The organism is Geodermatophilus sp. SYSU D00691 (assembly GCF_054050275.1).
In genome coordinates this window covers 104,222-119,194 of sequence record NZ_JBJGYZ010000001.1, presented here as the reverse complement: position 1 = coordinate 119,194, position 14,973 = coordinate 104,222, and the positions used below count along the sequence as shown (strand labels likewise).

At 77.6% G+C, this 14,973-nt stretch carries 14 protein-coding genes; 8 read left to right on the top strand and 6 right to left on the bottom strand.

Annotated elements, in window-relative coordinates; translation table 11 throughout:
• Nucleotides 1-79: 79 nt before the first annotated feature.
• Nucleotides 80-1,054 (bottom strand): cobalamin biosynthesis protein, encoded by a 975-nt coding sequence (locus tag ACI797_RS00575; RefSeq protein WP_456856140.1) that lies wholly within the window; start codon nucleotides 1,052-1,054, stop codon nucleotides 80-82.
• A 53-nt stretch (nucleotides 1,055-1,107) separates the two neighbouring features.
• Between ACI797_RS00575 and def the strand changes: the two genes are divergently transcribed.
• The 3 genes from def to cobM are packed head-to-tail and all read left to right on the top strand — an operon-like array spanning nucleotide 1,108 to nucleotide 3,622.
• Nucleotides 1,108-1,665 (top strand): peptide deformylase, encoded by a 558-nt coding sequence (gene def / locus ACI797_RS00570; protein ID WP_456537924.1) that lies wholly within the window; start codon nucleotides 1,108-1,110, stop codon nucleotides 1,663-1,665.
• Nucleotides 1,662-2,885 (top strand): precorrin-6y C5,15-methyltransferase (decarboxylating) subunit CbiE, encoded by a 1,224-nt coding sequence (gene cbiE, locus ACI797_RS00565; protein WP_456856139.1) that lies wholly within the window; start codon nucleotides 1,662-1,664, stop codon nucleotides 2,883-2,885. Before def ends, cbiE begins: the two co-directional genes overlap by 4 nt.
• Nucleotides 2,882-3,622, top strand: a complete 741-nt coding sequence (gene cobM, locus ACI797_RS00560) for a precorrin-4 C(11)-methyltransferase (RefSeq protein ID WP_456856137.1) — start codon at nucleotides 2,882-2,884, stop codon at nucleotides 3,620-3,622. The genes cbiE and cobM overlap by 4 nt, the downstream gene beginning before the upstream one ends.
• A 41-nt stretch (nucleotides 3,623-3,663) precedes the next feature.
• Here cobM and ACI797_RS00555 read toward each other — a convergent pair whose 3' ends face one another.
• Nucleotides 3,664-4,746, bottom strand: a complete 1,083-nt coding sequence (locus tag ACI797_RS00555; protein WP_456856135.1) for a cobalt-precorrin-5B (C(1))-methyltransferase — start codon at nucleotides 4,744-4,746, stop codon at nucleotides 3,664-3,666.
• 134 nt (nucleotides 4,747-4,880) lie between these two features.
• Between ACI797_RS00555 and ACI797_RS00550 the strand changes: the two genes are divergently transcribed.
• Genes ACI797_RS00550 through ACI797_RS00535 form a run of 4 tightly spaced genes read left to right on the top strand, consistent with a single transcriptional unit; the run spans nucleotide 4,881 to nucleotide 9,558 of the window.
• Entirely contained in the window at nucleotides 4,881-5,612 is a 732-nt protein-coding gene (locus ACI797_RS00550) for a cobalt-precorrin-6A reductase (RefSeq protein ID WP_456856133.1), read from the top strand.
• A complete protein-coding gene (locus ACI797_RS00545; RefSeq protein WP_456856131.1) occupies nucleotides 5,609-6,250 on the top strand; it encodes an HAD hydrolase-like protein in 642 nt (213 codons plus the stop codon). The genes ACI797_RS00550 and ACI797_RS00545 overlap by 4 nt, the downstream gene beginning before the upstream one ends.
• Nucleotides 6,251-6,280: 30 nt before the next feature.
• Nucleotides 6,281-7,984, top strand: a complete 1,704-nt coding sequence (locus tag ACI797_RS00540) for an ABC transporter (protein ID WP_456856130.1) — start codon at nucleotides 6,281-6,283, stop codon at nucleotides 7,982-7,984.
• Nucleotides 7,981-9,558, top strand: a complete 1,578-nt coding sequence (locus ACI797_RS00535) for a GTPase (protein ID WP_456856127.1) — start codon at nucleotides 7,981-7,983, stop codon at nucleotides 9,556-9,558. The genes ACI797_RS00540 and ACI797_RS00535 overlap by 4 nt, the downstream gene beginning before the upstream one ends.
• Nucleotides 9,559-9,561: 3 nt before the next feature.
• On the opposite strand, the gene ACI797_RS00530 is transcribed toward ACI797_RS00535, so the two are convergent.
• Entirely contained in the window at nucleotides 9,562-10,848 is a 1,287-nt protein-coding gene (locus ACI797_RS00530) for a nucleotide disphospho-sugar-binding domain-containing protein (RefSeq protein ID WP_456856125.1), read from the bottom strand.
• A 105-nt stretch (nucleotides 10,849-10,953) separates the two neighbouring features.
• Here ACI797_RS00530 and ACI797_RS00525 point away from each other — a divergent pair, with 105 nt between their 5' ends.
• Complete coding sequence (locus ACI797_RS00525; RefSeq protein WP_456856123.1) at nucleotides 10,954-11,565, top strand: flavodoxin family protein; 612 nt, start codon at nucleotides 10,954-10,956, stop codon at nucleotides 11,563-11,565.
• Here ACI797_RS00525 and ACI797_RS00520 read toward each other — a convergent pair.
• The 3 genes from ACI797_RS00520 to ACI797_RS00510 form a co-directional block, all read right to left on the bottom strand.
• Nucleotides 11,556-12,782 (bottom strand): MFS transporter, encoded by a 1,227-nt coding sequence (locus tag ACI797_RS00520; protein WP_456856121.1) that lies wholly within the window; start codon nucleotides 12,780-12,782, stop codon nucleotides 11,556-11,558. The two genes, ACI797_RS00525 and ACI797_RS00520, sit on opposite strands and share 10 nt — an antisense overlap.
• 68 nt (nucleotides 12,783-12,850) lie before the next feature.
• Nucleotides 12,851-14,347 carry a precorrin-2 C(20)-methyltransferase gene (locus ACI797_RS00515; RefSeq protein WP_456856119.1) on the bottom strand — a complete coding sequence of 499 codons (1,497 nt, stop codon included), beginning with the start codon at nucleotides 14,345-14,347 and terminating at the stop codon, nucleotides 12,851-12,853.
• Nucleotides 14,344-14,964 carry a precorrin-8X methylmutase gene (locus tag ACI797_RS00510; RefSeq protein WP_456856117.1) on the bottom strand — a complete coding sequence of 207 codons (621 nt, stop codon included), beginning with the start codon at nucleotides 14,962-14,964 and terminating at the stop codon, nucleotides 14,344-14,346. Before ACI797_RS00510 ends, ACI797_RS00515 begins: the two co-directional genes overlap by 4 nt.
• Between the last annotated feature and the right edge of the window lie 9 nt (nucleotides 14,965-14,973).

Here is a 14,973-nt window from a genome sequence, read left to right as displayed (position 1 = left end):
GACGGGACCGCGTGGCCGTGTGCTCGACGCACGTGCTCCTCCGGCCCGCGAGGGGCCGGCCGCTCCGATGCAGAGGACGCTACGTCGGGTCGCCGGGGACCGCCAGCCGTGCGGGCGCGTCGCGCCGCGGGAGCCACCGGAGGCCGGCCGCGGCCGCCGCGGCGGCGACCCAGACCGCCCGCGACAGGCGGACGGCGCGACCGATGTCGGCGGCCGCGGGGAGCCGCCCGGAGCCCAGGACCGGCCGCTCCTCGACCCGGCTGCCGTAGACGTTGCGGCCGCCGAGCCGGACCCCGAGGGCACCCGCCGTCGCGGCCTCGCACCGGCCGGCGTTGGGGCTGGGGTGCGCGGCGCCGTCCCGGAGCCAGGTGCGCAGGGCGCCGGACGGCGACCCCCCGGCCACCGGGGCGCAGCCCACGGTCAGGGCGGCGGTGAGCCGGGCGGGCAGCCAGCCGAGCACGTCGTCGGTGCGCGCCGCCGCCCAGCCGAAGCGCGCGTACCGGGGGGAGCGGTGGCCGACCATCGCGTCGAGGGTGTTGGCCGCCCGGTAGGCCAGCAGGCCGGGCAGCCCGGCGACCGCGCCCCAGAGGAGCGGGCCGACGGCGGCGTCGGCGGTGTTCTCGGCGACCGACTCGATCGTGGCGCGGGCCAGCTCGGGCTCGTCGAGGCCGCTGGGGTCGCGGCCGGCGAGCGAGGGCAGCGCGGCCCGGGCGGCGGGCAGGTCGCCGGCGGCCAGGTGCTCCTGCAGGGTCCCGGCGGCCCGGCCCAGCGAGGTGCCGCCGAGGACGGTCCAGGTGACCGCCGCGGTGACCAGGGCGCGGGTGACCGGCCGCCGGCGGGTGGCCCGGTCCAGCGCGACGCCGAGGCCGGTGGCGGCGGCGACCAGCCCGCCGGCGTACGCGCTGCCGGCCCCGCGGCCGTTGCGCCACGCCCGCCGCTCGAGGGCGAGCGCGAGCCGCCCGAACCCGGCCACCGGGTGCCACCGCCGGGGGTCGGCCAGCAGCAGGTCGGCGGCGGCGCCCAGCGCCAGCCCGGCGGCGATCGGATCTCCCACGCCGCACATCGTGCCGACCACGCCCGCGAGGGCCGTCCCTAGGATCGGCGGACATGCGCCTGCCCGGCCGTTACGACGGCACCGCCCGGCCGATCGTGACGTACGGCAGCGACCCGGTCCTGCACCGGTCCTGCGCCCCGGTGACCGTCTTCGACGAGGCGCTCCGGCGGCTAGTCCTCGACATGTTCGCGAGCATGCACGCCGCCGACGGCGTGGGGCTGGCGGCCAACCAGATCGGCGTCGACGCCCGGGTCTTCGTCATCGACTGCCCCGACGCCGACGGCGAGGACGTCGTCGGCTACGTCGTGAACCCGGTGCTCACGCTGCCCGGGCCGGTGGGCGGCGAGCCGGCCGAGGAGGTCACCGAGGAGGGTTGCCTGTCGGTGCCCGGCCCGTACGCCGACCTGCCGCGCGCCTTCCGGGCCCGGGTGGACGGCGTGGACGTGAAGGGGCAGCCGGTGACGATCGAGGCGACGGGCATGGCGGCGCGCTGCCTCCAGCACGAGGTCGACCACCTCGACGGCACCGTCTACGTCGACCGCCTGCCCGAGGAGACGCGGGAGCGGCTGCTGGCCGAGGCCGCCGGACCGAGAGGGGACCTGCCGGCATGAGCGAGCTCGCCACCGACGCGCCCGTCGTCGTCGTCGGCATCGGGGCCGACGGCTGGGAGGGGCTGGCACCGACCTCGCGCGTCGAGGTGGAGCGGGCCGAGGTGCTGATGGGCAGCGGCCGCCAGCTCGACCTCGTCCCGCCGTCGGTCACCGCCGAGCGGGTGCAGTGGCCCTCGCCGATGACCGAGGCCCTGCCCGGGCTGTTCGAGACGCACGCCGGCCGCGCCGTCGTCGTCCTGGCCAGCGGCGACCCCATGCTGTCGGGCATCGGCACCACGCTGACCCGGCTGCTCGGCCCGGAGCGGGTGCGGGTGCTGCCCGCGCCGTCCTCGGTGTCGCTGGCCTGCGCCCGGCTCGGCTGGGCGGTGGAGGACACCGAGGTGGTCAGCCTGGTCGGCCGGCCGATCGAGCTGCTGCACCCGCACGTGCAGCCGGGCCGCCGGCTGCTGGTCCTCGGGTCCGACGGCGGCACGCCGGCCGAGGTGGCCGCGCTGCTGTCGGCCCGCGGCTACGGGCAGAGCCTGCTCACGGTGCTCGGCGGGCTGGGCGGGCCGGACGAGGAGGTCCGCACGGGCACCGCGGCGACCTGGTCGCAGCCGGCGTCGGCGCTGGTGGTCACGGCCGTCGAGTGCCGGGCCGAGCGCGGCACGATGCCGCTGCCCACCACGCCCGGCCTGCCCGACGGCGCCTACGAGTCCGACGGCCAGCTGACCCGGTCGGAGGTCCGGGCGATCACCCTGTCCCGGCTCGCCGCCGTCCCCGGGCAGCTGCTGTGGGACATCGGCGCCGGCTCGGGGTCGATCGGCATCGAGTGGATGCGCGCGCACAAGACCTGCCGGGCGGTCGCGGTCGAGGCGGCGCAGGAGCGGGCCGAGCGGATCGTCCGCAACGCCACCCGGCTCGGCGTCCCGTACCTGCGGGTGGTGCACGGCCACGCGCCGGACGTGCTCTCGCGGCTGCCCGAGCCCGACGCGGTGTTCATCGGCGGCGGGCTGACCACGCCGCTGCTGCTCGACGCCTGCTGGGACGCGCTGCCGGTCGGCGGCCGGCTGGTGGCCAACGCGGTCACCGTCGAGAGCGAGGCGGTGCTCGGCACCTGGCACGCGCGGGTGGGCGGGGAGCTGGTGCGCGTGGAGGTGCAGCGCGCCGAGCCGGTCGGCTCCTTCACCGGCTGGAAGCCCGCCATGCCGGTGACGATCTGGAGCGTCACGCGCTGGTGACCGTCCACTTCATCGGCGCGGGCCCCGGGGCCGCGGACCTGGTCACCGTGCGGGCGGCGCGGCTGATCGCCTCCTGCCCGGTCGTCCTCTACGCCGGCGCCCTGGTGCCGCGCGAGCTGCTCGACACCGCCCGCCCGGACGCGCGGCTGGTCGACACCGCGGACCTCGACCTCGACCGGATCACCGCCGAGCTGGTCGCCGCGCACGAGGCCGGTCTCGACGTCGCCCGCCTGCACTCCGGCGACCCGTCGGTCTACAGCGCGATGGCCGAGCAGATGCGCCGGCTCGACGCCGCGGGGGTGCCCTACGACGTCGTCCCGGGGGTGCCGGCGTTCGCCGCGGCCGCGGCCTCGCTGAAGCGGGAGCTGACCGTGCCGGGGGTGGGGCAGACCGTCGTCCTGACCCGGACGTCGGCGCGCTCGACGCCGATGCCGGCGGGGGAGCAGCTGGCCGCGTACGCCGCGACCGGCGCGACGCTGGTGCTGCACCTGGCGGTGCAGCGCCTGCGCGAGCTCGTGCCCGAGCTGGTGCCGCACTACGGCGCGGACGGTCCGGTCGCGGTCGTGGCGCGGGCCAGCCGGGACGACGAGCTGGTGCTGCGGGGCACGCTGGCCGACATCGCCGGGCAGGTCGAGGAGGCCGGGGTGAAGCGGACGGCGGTGGTCGTCGTCGGCCCCGTGCTCACCGCCGCGCAGTTCCCCGACAGCCACCTCTACTCGACGACGAGAGAGCGGTGATGGAGTCCCAGGGCGGCGTTTTCCGCGCCGTGGGACTCCGCTCAGGCGCGGCCGACGATCGTGCCGGCGCGGTCGATCACCACGACGTCCACCTCCACCGGGGCGCCGCGCAGCACGCCGAGCGCGGTGTCGCAGGCCCCGGCGGCCACCAGGTCGCCCAGCGGCAGCCCGGCGGCGGTGCACCGCTGCAGCGCGTCGAGCGCGGTGTTCGCGCCCCGCACCCCCTCGACCAGCTCCGGCGGGCCCCCGGCGTCGCGCACCAGCCGCGCCAGCGAGTCGAACGACACCTGCGAGCGGCCGGAGTGCAGGTCGAGGTGGCCGTCGGCGAGCTTGGCCAGCTTGCCGATGCCACCGGCGACGGTCAGCCGCGGCACGGGGTGGCGGCGCAGGTACTTGAGCACCGCGCCGGCGAAGTCGCCCATGTCCAGCAGCGCGTCCTCGGGCAGCCCGTACAGCTCGGTGACGACCCGCTCCGAGGTCGACCCGGTGCACCCGGCCACGTGCCGGTGGCCGGCGGCCCGGGCGACGTCGATGCCGCGGCGGATCGAGTCGATCCACGACGAGCAGGAGTACGGGACGACGACGCCGGTCGTGCCGAGGATCGACAGCCCGCCGAGGATGCCCAGCCGCGGGTTCCACGTCTTCCGGGCCAGCTCCTCGCCGTTCTCCACCGAGACCTCGACGACGACGTCGCCGCTGCCGCCGTGCCGCTCGGCCACCATGGCCACGTGCTCACCGATGAACCGCCGCGGCATGGGGTTGATCGCCGGCTCGCCGACCGCCAGCGGCAGGCCCGGCTTGGTCACCGTGCCCACGCCCGGCCCCGCCCGGAACGTCACGCCGCTGCCCGGCCCGCCGTGCGTCACGGTCACCGACACCAGGGCGCCGTGGGTGACGTCGGGGTCGTCGCCGGCGTCCTTGACGATCCCGGCGCTCGCCGTGCCCCCGCCCAGCGACTCCGTGGCCAGCGCGAACGACGGGTGCCGGTCGTTCGGCAGGTGGATCTGCACGGGGTCGGGGAACTCCCCGGTGAGCAGCGCGGTGTAGGCGGCGGCGGTGGCGGCGGTCGCGCAGGCGCCCGTCGTCCACCCGTAGCGCAGCCCCGCGCCGCCGTCCCTGCTCACACCGCCATTGTCCGTGCCGACGCCGCGGGCCTCCGCACGCGCCCGGATGCGCACCGAGGCGGTGACGGAGCCACCGCATCCCGCCCGGATGCGCACGGGAGCGGTGTCCGGTCCCGGCGGGGGAGCGACCTGCGATGACCGGACGGGTGCTGCTCCTGGGCGGGACGGCGGAGGCCCGGCGGCTGGCCGAGGCGCTCACCGCCGACGGTGTGGACGTGCTGAGCTCGCTGGCCGGCCGCACCGCCGACCCGCTGCTGCCGCCCGGCGAGGTGCGCATCGGCGGCTTCGGCGGCGCGGAGGGGCTGGCGGAGTGGCTCCGGGCGAACCCGGTGCGCGCGCTGGTCGACGCCACCCACCCGTTCGCCACCGCGATCACCCAGCACGCGGCGCGGGCGGCGGCCGGCACCGGCACGCCGCACCTGAGGCTGCAGCGGCCCGGCTGGCACGAGCAGCCGGGCGACGACTGGCGCCGCGTGGACTCGCTGGAGGAGGCGGCCGAGGCGGTCGCCGGGTTCGCGCGCGTCTTCCTCACCACCGGCCGGACCGGACTGGGCGCCTTCGCCGGGCTGACGCAGGAGGTGCTGGTCCGCTCGGTCGACCCGCCCGAGCCGCCGCTGCCGGGCCGCACCACCGTCGTCCTGGAGCGCGGCCCGTTCAGCGTCGAGGACGAGCTGGCGCTGATGCGCGAGCACGGGGTGGACGTCGTCGTCACCAAGGACTCCGGCGGGCACCTCACCGAGGCGAAGCTGACCGCCGCGCGCGAGCTCGGCATCCCGGTGGTGGTCGTGAACCGCCCGCCGCTGCCGGCCGGGACGGACGTCGTGGAGACCGTCGCGGACGCGCTCGCCTGGTTGCACGCCCGGTGACCCGGCTCGTCCTGTTCGACCTCGACGGCACGCTGGTCGACTCGACGCCGGGCATCTGGGCCTCGGTGCGCGTCGCCGTCGCCGAACTCGGCCTGCCGGAGCCGACGACCGAGCAGCTCACCCAGATGGTCGGGCCGCCGCTGCAGGACGGGTTCGCCACCGTGCTGCGGGTGCCGCTCCCCGACGTGCCACGCGCGGTCGCCGCCTACCGCGCGCACTACTCGGCCGGCGCGCTGCTCGACGTGCACGTGTACGACGGCGTCCCCGAGCTCCTGGCCACGCTGTCGGCGGGCGCCACGCTGGCCGTGGCCACCAGCAAGCCCGAGACCTTCGCCGTGCGCGTGCTGGAGCACACCGGCCTGCTCCCGTTCTTCGCCTCGGTGCACGGCGCGACGCTCGACGGCGCCGTCCGGCACAAGGACCAGGTGGTGGCCGCCGCGCTCGCCGCGCACCCGGACGGCGAGCGGCCCGTGCTGGTCGGCGACCGCGCGCACGACGTCCTCGGCGCGGCCGCGCACGGGCTGCCGTGCATCGGCGCCGGCTGGGGCCCGGCGCCGCCCGGTGAGCTGGAGCGGGCGGGCGCCGCCGTCGTCGTCCGGACGCCGGGGGAGGTGCCGGCCGCGCTGCCCCAGGGGTGACTTCTGTCCGTACCGGGCAGGTATCCCCTCGTGAGCACCCCGGCGCTGCGGCTGCCCGACACCCTGCAGGCACTGCGCGACCGGCTGGCCGCCGCGCCGCTGGACCTCGACGTCCCCGGCGCCGCCGAGGCCCGCCGGTCGGCCCGCGCGGTCGTCGACCAGGTCGACGACTACCTGCTGCCCCGGCTGCGCGACCTCGGCGCCCCGCTGCTCGCGGTGGTCGGCGGCTCCACCGGCGCCGGCAAGTCCACGCTGGTCAACAGCCTGCTCTGCGAGCAGGTGACCACCGCCGGCGTGCTGCGGCCGACCACGCGGGCGCCGGTGCTGGTCTGCGCGCCGGCCGACCGGGCCGCCTTCGCCGGCGACCGCGTGCTGCCCGGCCTGGCCCGCACCACGGGGGACGGCGAGGCGACCAGCGGACTGCGGCTGGTGGTGAGCGACCGGCTGCCCCCGGGGCTGGCGGTGCTCGACGCCCCCGACGTCGACTCGGTGGTGGAGTCCAACCGCGAGCTGGCCGGGCAGCTGCTGGCCGCGGCCGACCTGTGGGTCTTCGTCACGACCGCCGCCCGCTACGCCGACGCGGTTCCGTGGGACGTGCTGCGCACCGCCCAGGAGCGGGGGACGGCGCTGGCGGTGGTGCTCGACCGGGTCCCCCCGGAGGCGGTCGGCGAGGTGGCCGGCGACCTGGCCGGGATGCTGCAGCGCGGCGGGCTCGGCGCCGCGCGGCTGTTCGTCGTGGAGGAGCGGCCGCTCGTCGACGGCCGGCTGCCGGAGGACCAGGTCGGCCCGCTGCGGGCGTGGCTGCACGGCCTGGCCGCCGACCAGGAGGAGCGGGCCGCGGTGGTCCGCCAGACCCTGGCCGGCGCGCTGGACAGCCTGGGCGCGCGGGTGGCCGGGGTGGCCGCCGCGGTGGAGGGGCAGGTGGCCGCGGCCGACGCCCTCCGCGACACCGCCGAGGCCGCCTACCGGCGCGCCTGCACCGACGTCTCCGACGGCGTGGGCAACGGCAGCCTGCTGCGGGGCGAGGTGCTCGCGCGGTGGCAGGAGTTCGTCGGCACCGGCGAGTGGATGCGCACCCTGCAGGGCAAGGTCGGCCGGCTGCGCGACCGGGTCACCGCGGCGCTCAGCGGCCGCCCGGCACCGGCCGCCCAGCTGCACGAGGCGCTCGAGTCGGGCGTGGAGGTGCTGCTGCGCGACGCCGCCGACGAGGCCGCCGAGCGGACGGTGACCGCGTGGCGCGGCACCTCCGGCGGTGCCGGGCTGCTCGACGGCCGCGTCCGCGAGCTCGAGCGGGCCTCGCCGCAGTTCGCCGGCACGGCCGCGCGCGAGGTGCGCGACTGGCAGGGCACGGTGCTCGACCTGGTGCGCAGCGAGGGCGGGGACAAGCGCTCGCGCGCGCGGCTGCTCTCGTGGGGGGTCAACGGGGCCGGCGCCGTGGTGATGGTGGCCGTGTTCGCGCAGACCGGCGGGCTCACCGGCGGCGAGGTCGCCGTCGCGGGCGGGACCACCGCCCTGGGCCAGCGGGTGCTCGAGGCCGTCTTCGGCGACGCGGCGGTGCGCGACCTCGCCGACCGCGCCCGCGAGGACCTCGAGCACCGGGCGAACCGGCTGCTCACCGACGAGCGGGACCGCTTCGACGCGCTCGTCGACGCCGTGGCACCGCCCCCGGGCAGCGCCGAGGGGCTGCGCGCCGCGGCCGCCGCCCTCGCGGCCGCCCGCCAGGAGCGCCCGTGAGGCCGAAGAGGGCGCCGCTGGGCGAGCGGCTGGCCGCGCTGCGCGAGGCGGTCGAGGCCGCCGAGGGCCGGCTGCACGTGCCGGAGGTCGCGCACGCCCGGGCGCTGCTGGCCAAGGCCGGCGCGCGCGAGGCGCTGGGCGACGCCACCGTGGTCGCGCTGGCCGGCGCCACCGGCAGCGGCAAGTCCACCCTGTTCAACGCGCTGTCCGGGGCGGAGGTGAGCACACCCGGCGTCCGCCGGCCCACGACCGGCGTCGCGCACGCCTCGGTCTGGGGTGCCGACGACGACGCCGACCGGCTGCTCGACTGGCTGCAGGTGCCCCGCCGGCACCGGGTGGCGCCGGCCGCGCCCGACCTCGACGGCCTCGTGCTGCTCGACCTCCCCGACCACGACAGCGTCAAGCTGGAGCACCGGCTGGAGGTCGACCGGCTGGTGCAGCTGGTCGACGTCCTGGTGTGGGTGCTCGACCCGCAGAAGTACGCCGACGCCGCCGTGCACGGCCGCTACCTGGCCCCGATGGCCGGCCACGCCGGGGTGCTCCTGGTCGTGCTCAACCAGGTCGACCGGCTCGACGAGCCGGCCGCCCGGGCGTGCCTGGCCGACCTGCGGCGGCTGCTGGACGCCGAGGGCCTCTCGGCCACGCCGGTGGTGCCGGCGTCGGCGCGCACCGGGGCGGGCCTGGACGTGCTGCGCGCCGAGCTGGCCCGGCGGGTCGCCCGCCGGCAGGCGGCGACCGAGCGGCTGGCCGCCGACGTCCGCGGGTGCGCCGACGCGCTGGCGGCGCACTGCCCCTCCGGGGACCGCCGCCCGGCCCGGATCGCCGACGACGGGCTGACCGGTGCGCTCGCCGACGCGGCCGGGGTGCCGGTGGTCGAGGCGGCGGTCGAGCGCTCGGCCCGGCGCGAGGGGGCCGCCCGCACCGGCTGGCCGCTGCTGCGCTGGACGGGCCGGCTGCGCCCCGATCCGCTGCGCCGGCTGCACCTCGGCGACGAGCGGGCCCGGACGTCGCTGCCCGAGGCCGGCGCGGTGCAGCAGGCCGCGCTGGGCGCCGCGCTGCGCCAGGTCCGCACCTGCGCCGCCGACGGCCTGCCCGAGGCGTGGCGCGACGAGCTGCGGCGCACGGCAGAGCACTCCGAGGAGGGGCTCGCCGACCGGCTCGACCGCGCCGTCGCCGGCGCCGACCTCGGCCCCGACCGGGTGCCCGGCTGGCAGCGCGCGGTGGGCGGGCTGCAGTGGCTGCTGGCCGCCGTCGCCCTGGTCGGTGCGCTGTGGCTGCTGGTGCTCGTCGTCCTCGGCTGGCTGCAGCTCGACGACGTCGTCCCGCTGCCCCGCGTGCAGGGCTTCCCGCTGCCCACGCTGCTGCTGCTCGGCGGGCTGCTCGCCGGCCTGCTGCTGGCGCTGCTGGCCCGGCCCCTGGTGGCCGCCGGCGCCCGGCGGCGCCGACGACGGGCCCGCGCCCGGCTCACCGCGCGGGTGGCCGAGGTGGCCCGGGAGACGGTGCTGGCGCCGCTCGAGGACACCCTCGCCGACGCCCGCACCTTCTGCGCCGCCGTCGACCGCGCGCGGCGCTGAGGCTCACGGCGCCAGCAGCGCTTCGGCACGGTCCGCGGCGCTCGGTCGGGTCTTGCCCTCGGCCTCGAGGAGGTCCGCGAAGCGGCGGGCGGCGTCGGCGTAGGTGGGGTCCTCGAGCACCCGCGCCACGGCGGCGGCGATCCGCTCCGGGGGTGCCTCCTCGTCCAGGCGCACGCCGGCGCCCAGCCGCAGCACACGCACGGTGTTGTCCTTCTGGTCCCGGCCCATCGGGATGCAGACCAGCGGCACCCCGGCGGCCAGGGACTTGAGCACGGTGCCGTGGCCGGCGTGCGTCACCACGACCGAGGCCTCGGCGAGGACCGCGCGGTGCGGAGCCGCCCGGACGACGCGCACGTTCGCCGGGGACGGGACGTCGGCGGGGTCGACCGCCCGGCCGGTGGTGAGGACGGCGCGGACCGGCAGCCCGCCCAGCGCGGCCGCGACGCGGCGCAGCAGACCGACCTGGTCCTGGAAGACCGAGCTGGTGGCCACCAGGACCAGCGGCCCCTCGCCCGGCGGGTGCCAGTCGTCGGCCGGGGCGGTCCAGTCCGGGTCGTCGAGCTGCGGCCCCACGTAGTGCACGTTGGCCGGGATGTGCGGGGAGGAGAAGTCGAAGGAGGGGCTGGTCAGCACCAGCACCTCGGCGCAGCGGTCGAACAGCTCGAACAGATCCCTGATCCGCGCCTGCCCGTGCGCGGCGAGCGCCCGGTTCAGCCCCGGGAGGAACCGGGAGAACACCAGCCGCCGCATCGCGGCGCGGATCACCGCGTCCCGTGCCCGTCCCGGGAGACCGCGGGGCGGTGTCCACCCGGTCAGCATCACGGGCATCCCCGGGGTGGGACGCAGGTAGGTGTTCGCCATGAGGGCGGCCGTGGGCCGGTGGGTCGCCAGCGCGCCGATGAGCAGCCCGGGGAGGCCGTCGGCGAGCACGGCGTCCACGGGGTGCTCCCGCACCGCGGTGACCACGTCGTCGGCGTACCGCGAGGCCGGCCCGACGACGAACCGGTCCCGGGCGACGGCGAACTGGTGCCACCCGCTGCCGCTCTCCAGCTCGGCGATCAGTGCGGTCTGGTCGGCGACCGAGTCGATGCGCGGCGCCGTCCGCCAGGGGGTGAACCCGCACCCCGCGGACCGCGCCGACCGCTCCGCGGTCGGGTCACCCACCACCTCCACCGAGTGGCCCCGGCGGACCAGTTCCGCGGCCAGCCCGAGGGCGGGTGGGAGGGTGCCGCCGGCGTCGACGACGGCGAGGAGAAACCGGCCGCGCGGCCGGGAGGGGAACTCGGACATCTCGCACCACCCGGGACCCCCATCCTCCGAGCGGGTCCGCGCCCGGGCCAGGGCCGTCGGGCCCGCGATGTGTGGAAGCCCAGGTGGCGTGGGCAGTGCGCGGCCATGACCGAGACCGCGTCCCTCCGTGCCCTCGCCCTCGTGTGCAGCCTCAAGCCCTCGCCGGAACCGTCCAGCAGCCAGAAGCTCGCCCAGGAGGTGCTCGACGCGCTCGCCGGGCAGGGGGTGGCGGGGGAGGTGGTCCGCGTCCTCGACCACGACGTGAAGCCCGGCGTGCAGGTGGACATGGGTGGGGGCGACGAGTGGCCGGCGATCCGCGAGAAGCTGCTGGCCGCCGACATCCTGGTGTTCGCGACGCCGACCTGGGTCGGGCACATGACCAGCGTCGCGCAGGGCGTGCTCGAGCGGCTCGACGGCGAGCTGTCCGAGACCGACGACTCCGGCCGCCCGCTGATCACCGGCAAGGTCGCCGTGGTCGCCGTCGTCGGCAACGAGGACGGCGCCCACCACATCAGCGCCGACGCCTTCCAGGCGCTGGCCGACGTCGGCTTCACCATCCCCGCGCAGGGCGTCACCTACTGGAACGGCGAGGCGATGCAGGGCGTCGACTACCTCGACCTCGACGAGACGCCCGAGCCGGTGGCGCAGGCGACGAAGACGCTGGCCGAGAACGCCGCGCACCTGGCCCGGCTGCTGAAGGCCAGCCCCTACAGCTGAGCCGGCACCGCCTCGCGGGCGGCGGGCTCGGGCGCGGGCCGGGCACGCCGCCGCAGCAGGGTGGTGACGGCGACCAGGGCGAGCACCACGACGACGGCGCCGTAGACCTCCGTGGTGCGGGCCAGGCCCAGGCCGCCCACGGCGATCCCGGCGGCGATGGCCGGCACGCTGAACGACACGTAGCCGACGACGAAGGTGCTGGCCAGCAGGCCGGCCCGGTGCCCCGGGGCGACGCCGCGGGTGATCATGGCGATCGCGCCGAGGAACGAGCCGCCGAACCCGAAGCCGGTGACCACCGCGGCGGCGAACAGCAGCACGGTGGCACCGGTCAGGACGGCGACGACGGTGCCGACCACGCCGGCGGCGAAGACGACCGCGCCGGTCAGCAGCGCCGTCTCCGGCGCCATCGGCCGCAGCGCCAGCGAGCCGAGGACGCCGGTGCCGTTGAGCGCGAGGATCAGCAGGCTGCCGGCGATGTGGTTGTCGATGCCGAAGACGTCGGCGACCAGCGACGGCCCGAGCGAGGCGTAGAGCCCGCCGAGCGCCCACGCGGCGACGAGCACCGGCAGCGCGACGACGAACGGCCGCCGGTGCGCCGGCGGCACCTCGACCCGCGGGCGCAGCGAGGCCAGGGCGCCCGGCACGCGGGGCGAGGACTCGGGCAGCAGCAGCACGCCGGCGGCGGCGAGCAGGAAGACGCCGGTCAGGACGCCGAAGACCCAGTCGGTGGGCGAGGGCACCAGCTGCACGAGCACGCCGGCGCCGACCGCGCCCAGCGACAGCCCGAGGCCCGGGGAGGCGCTGTTTATCAGCGGCCCGAGCGGGCGGTCGGCGCGCTGCAGGTCGAGCAGCGCGGCGCCGAGCGCGCTGGTCAGCGCGCCGGTGGCCAGGCCCTGCACGACGCGGGCGGCCAGCAGCCAGCCGACGCCGTCCGCGGTCAGGAACAGCACCATCGCCGCGGCCTCGAGCACGAACGCCGCCGCCACGACCGGGCGCCGTCCCACGTGGTCGGAGAGGCCGCCGACGACCAGCAGCGACAGCAGCAGCGCGAAGGAGTAGACGGCGAACACCGTCGTCAGCACGCCGGAGCTGAAGCCGAACTCCTCCTGGTAGACGCGGTAGAGCGGGGAGGGCACCCCCGAGGCCGCGAGCATGAGGACGAGCAGGACGGCGACCGACCAGAAGGCGGCCGGCCGGGAGAGGCGACGGCTCGGCACGACCGTGGACAAGGCCGCCGCCGTCCGCCCCATTCCCGACACGACCGCTTCCGGCGCCGGGAGCGGGCTCAGGGCTCGTACGTGCGCGGGGTCCAGACGCGGCCGGAGGGGCTCAGGCGGGTGCGCGAGGAGCCGATGAGCACCAGGCAGCGCATGTCGACGGTGTCGGGGTCGAGGTCGCCGAGGGTGGTGACGACGACGTCCTCGGTCGGCCCGCCGACGTCGCGGCCGACCACCACGACGGTGTCGGGCGAGCGGTTCTCCAGCAGCACCTTCTGCGCCTCGCCGAGCTGGTGCGGGCGGGCCTTGGAGCGCGGGTTGTAGAGCGCCAGCACGAGGTCGGCGGCGGCCGCGTGCCGCAGCCGGTCCAGCACGACGTCCCACGGCTTGCGGACGTCGGACAGGCTGATCACCGCGAAGTCGTGGCCCAGCGGGGCGCCGACCCGCGACGCCACCGCCTGCGCGGCGGTCAGCCCCGGCAGCACCCGCACGCGGACGCCGGCGAACTCGGGTCGCTCGGCCGCCTCGAGCACCGCCGCGGCCATGGCGAACACGCCCGGGTCGCCGCTGGAGACCACCGCGACCCGGCGGCCGGCCTGCGCGAGCGAGAGGGCGTGCGCGGCGCGCTCGGCCTCCACCCGGTTGTCGCTGGGGTGGCGGATCTGCCGCGGGTTGGCCGGCACGCGGTCGAGGTAGGGGCCGTAGCCGACCAGGTCGTCGGCGGCGGCGAGGGCGTCGGCCGCCTCCGGCGTCGTCCACGACCGCTGCCCCGGGCCGAGCCCGACGACGACGACCTCGCCGGCGTGCGGCTCGGGCACGGCCTCCTCGGGCTGGGGCAGGGGGCCGGTCAGCGGGCTGGGCAGCAGGGCCAGCGAGAAGTAGGGGACGGTGCCGGGGTCGACGTCGGCCAGCGGCAGCGCCCGCTGCCGGTCGGTGGTGGCCCGCTCGACGTAGAGCGCGCGGTCGAGCACGCCGGCGGCGTCGAACGCCTCGCGGACGGCGCCGAAGGTGCGGCCGAGCTTGAGCACGGCGGCGGAGTCGGTCGTGGCCAGCCACTCGGCGAGCTCGTCGGAGGGCAGCGTGCCGGGCAGCACGGTGAGCACCTCGTCGCGCTCGACCAGCGGCCGGCCGACCACCGCCGCGGCGCCGCTGACGCTGGTCACGCCGGGGACGACCTCGGTGGGGTAGCGGTGCGCCAGCCGTTTGTGCATGTGCATGTAGGAGCCGTAGAAGAACGGGTCGCCCTCGGCCAGCACGACGACGTCCCGACCGGCGTCGAGGTGCGCCGCCAGCCGCGCGGCGGCCTCCTCGTAGAACTCGTCGATCGCGCCCTGGTAGCCGCCGGGGTGGTCGGTGCCCTCGGTGGTCACCGGGTAGACGAGCAGCTCCTCGACCTGGCCCTCGCGCAGGTAGGGCTCGGCCAGCGCCCGTGCCACCGACCGGCCGTGCCGGGCGGCGTGGAAGGCGACGACGTCGGCGGCGCCGATCAGCCGGGCGGCCTTGACCGTGACCAGCTCGGGGTCGCCGGGGCCCAGCCCGACGCCGTACAGACGGCCCGGGCTCATTCGACGTCGCTCGCGATCGCGTTGACCGCGGCGGCCGTCATGGCCGAGCCGCCGCGCCGCCCGCGGACCACCAGGAACTCCAGGTCCGAGGCGGCGAGGGCGTCCTTGGACTCCACGGCGCCGACGAACCCGACCGGGACGCCCAGCACCGCGGCCGGCCGCGGCGCCCCGGCCTCGACCATCTCCAGCAGGTGGAACAGCGCCGTGGGGGCGTTGCCGATGGCCACCACCGCGCCGTCGAGCCGGTCGCGCCACAGCTCCAGCGCGGCGGCGGTCCGGGTGGTGCCCAGCTCGGCGGCCAGCGCCGGGGTGCGCGGGTCGTTGAGCGTGCAGACGACGTCGTTGTCCTTCGGCAGCCGGCGGCGGGTCACGCCGGAGGCGACCATCTCGGCGTCGCAGAGCACCGGGGCGCCGGCGTCCAGGGCCTCGCGCGCGCGGCGGACGATGCCGGGCGAGAAGGCGAGGTCGTCGACCAGGTCGACCTGGCCGCAGGCGTGGATCATGCGGACCGCCACCCGGGCGACGTCGTCCGGCAGCCCGGTGAGGTCCGCCTCGGCGCGGATGGTCGCGAACGAGCGCCGGTAGATCGCCGCGCCGTCCTTCTCGTACTCGTACATCGCAGGGGA

Bases quoted from the DNA above. Each gene is read 5' to 3' on its own strand.
- def (WP_456537924.1), top strand. From the start codon at position 1,108: ATGCGCCTGCCCGGCCGTTACGACGGCACCGCCCGGCCGATCGTGACG.
- ACI797_RS00515 (WP_456856119.1), bottom strand. From the start codon at position 14,347: ATGAGCCCGGGCCGTCTGTACGGCGTCGGGCTGGGCCCCGGCGACCCC.
- ACI797_RS00550 (WP_456856133.1), top strand. From the start codon at position 4,881: ATGACCGGACGGGTGCTGCTCCTGGGCGGGACGGCGGAGGCCCGGCGG.
- ACI797_RS00510 (WP_456856117.1), bottom strand. From the start codon at position 14,964: ATGTACGAGTACGAGAAGGACGGCGCGGCGATCTACCGGCGCTCGTTC.
- ACI797_RS00525 (WP_456856123.1), top strand. From the start codon at position 10,954: ATGACCGAGACCGCGTCCCTCCGTGCCCTCGCCCTCGTGTGCAGCCTC.
- cbiE (WP_456856139.1), top strand. From the start codon at position 1,662: ATGAGCGAGCTCGCCACCGACGCGCCCGTCGTCGTCGTCGGCATCGGG.
- ACI797_RS00530 (WP_456856125.1), bottom strand. From the start codon at position 10,848: ATGTCCGAGTTCCCCTCCCGGCCGCGCGGCCGGTTTCTCCTCGCCGTC.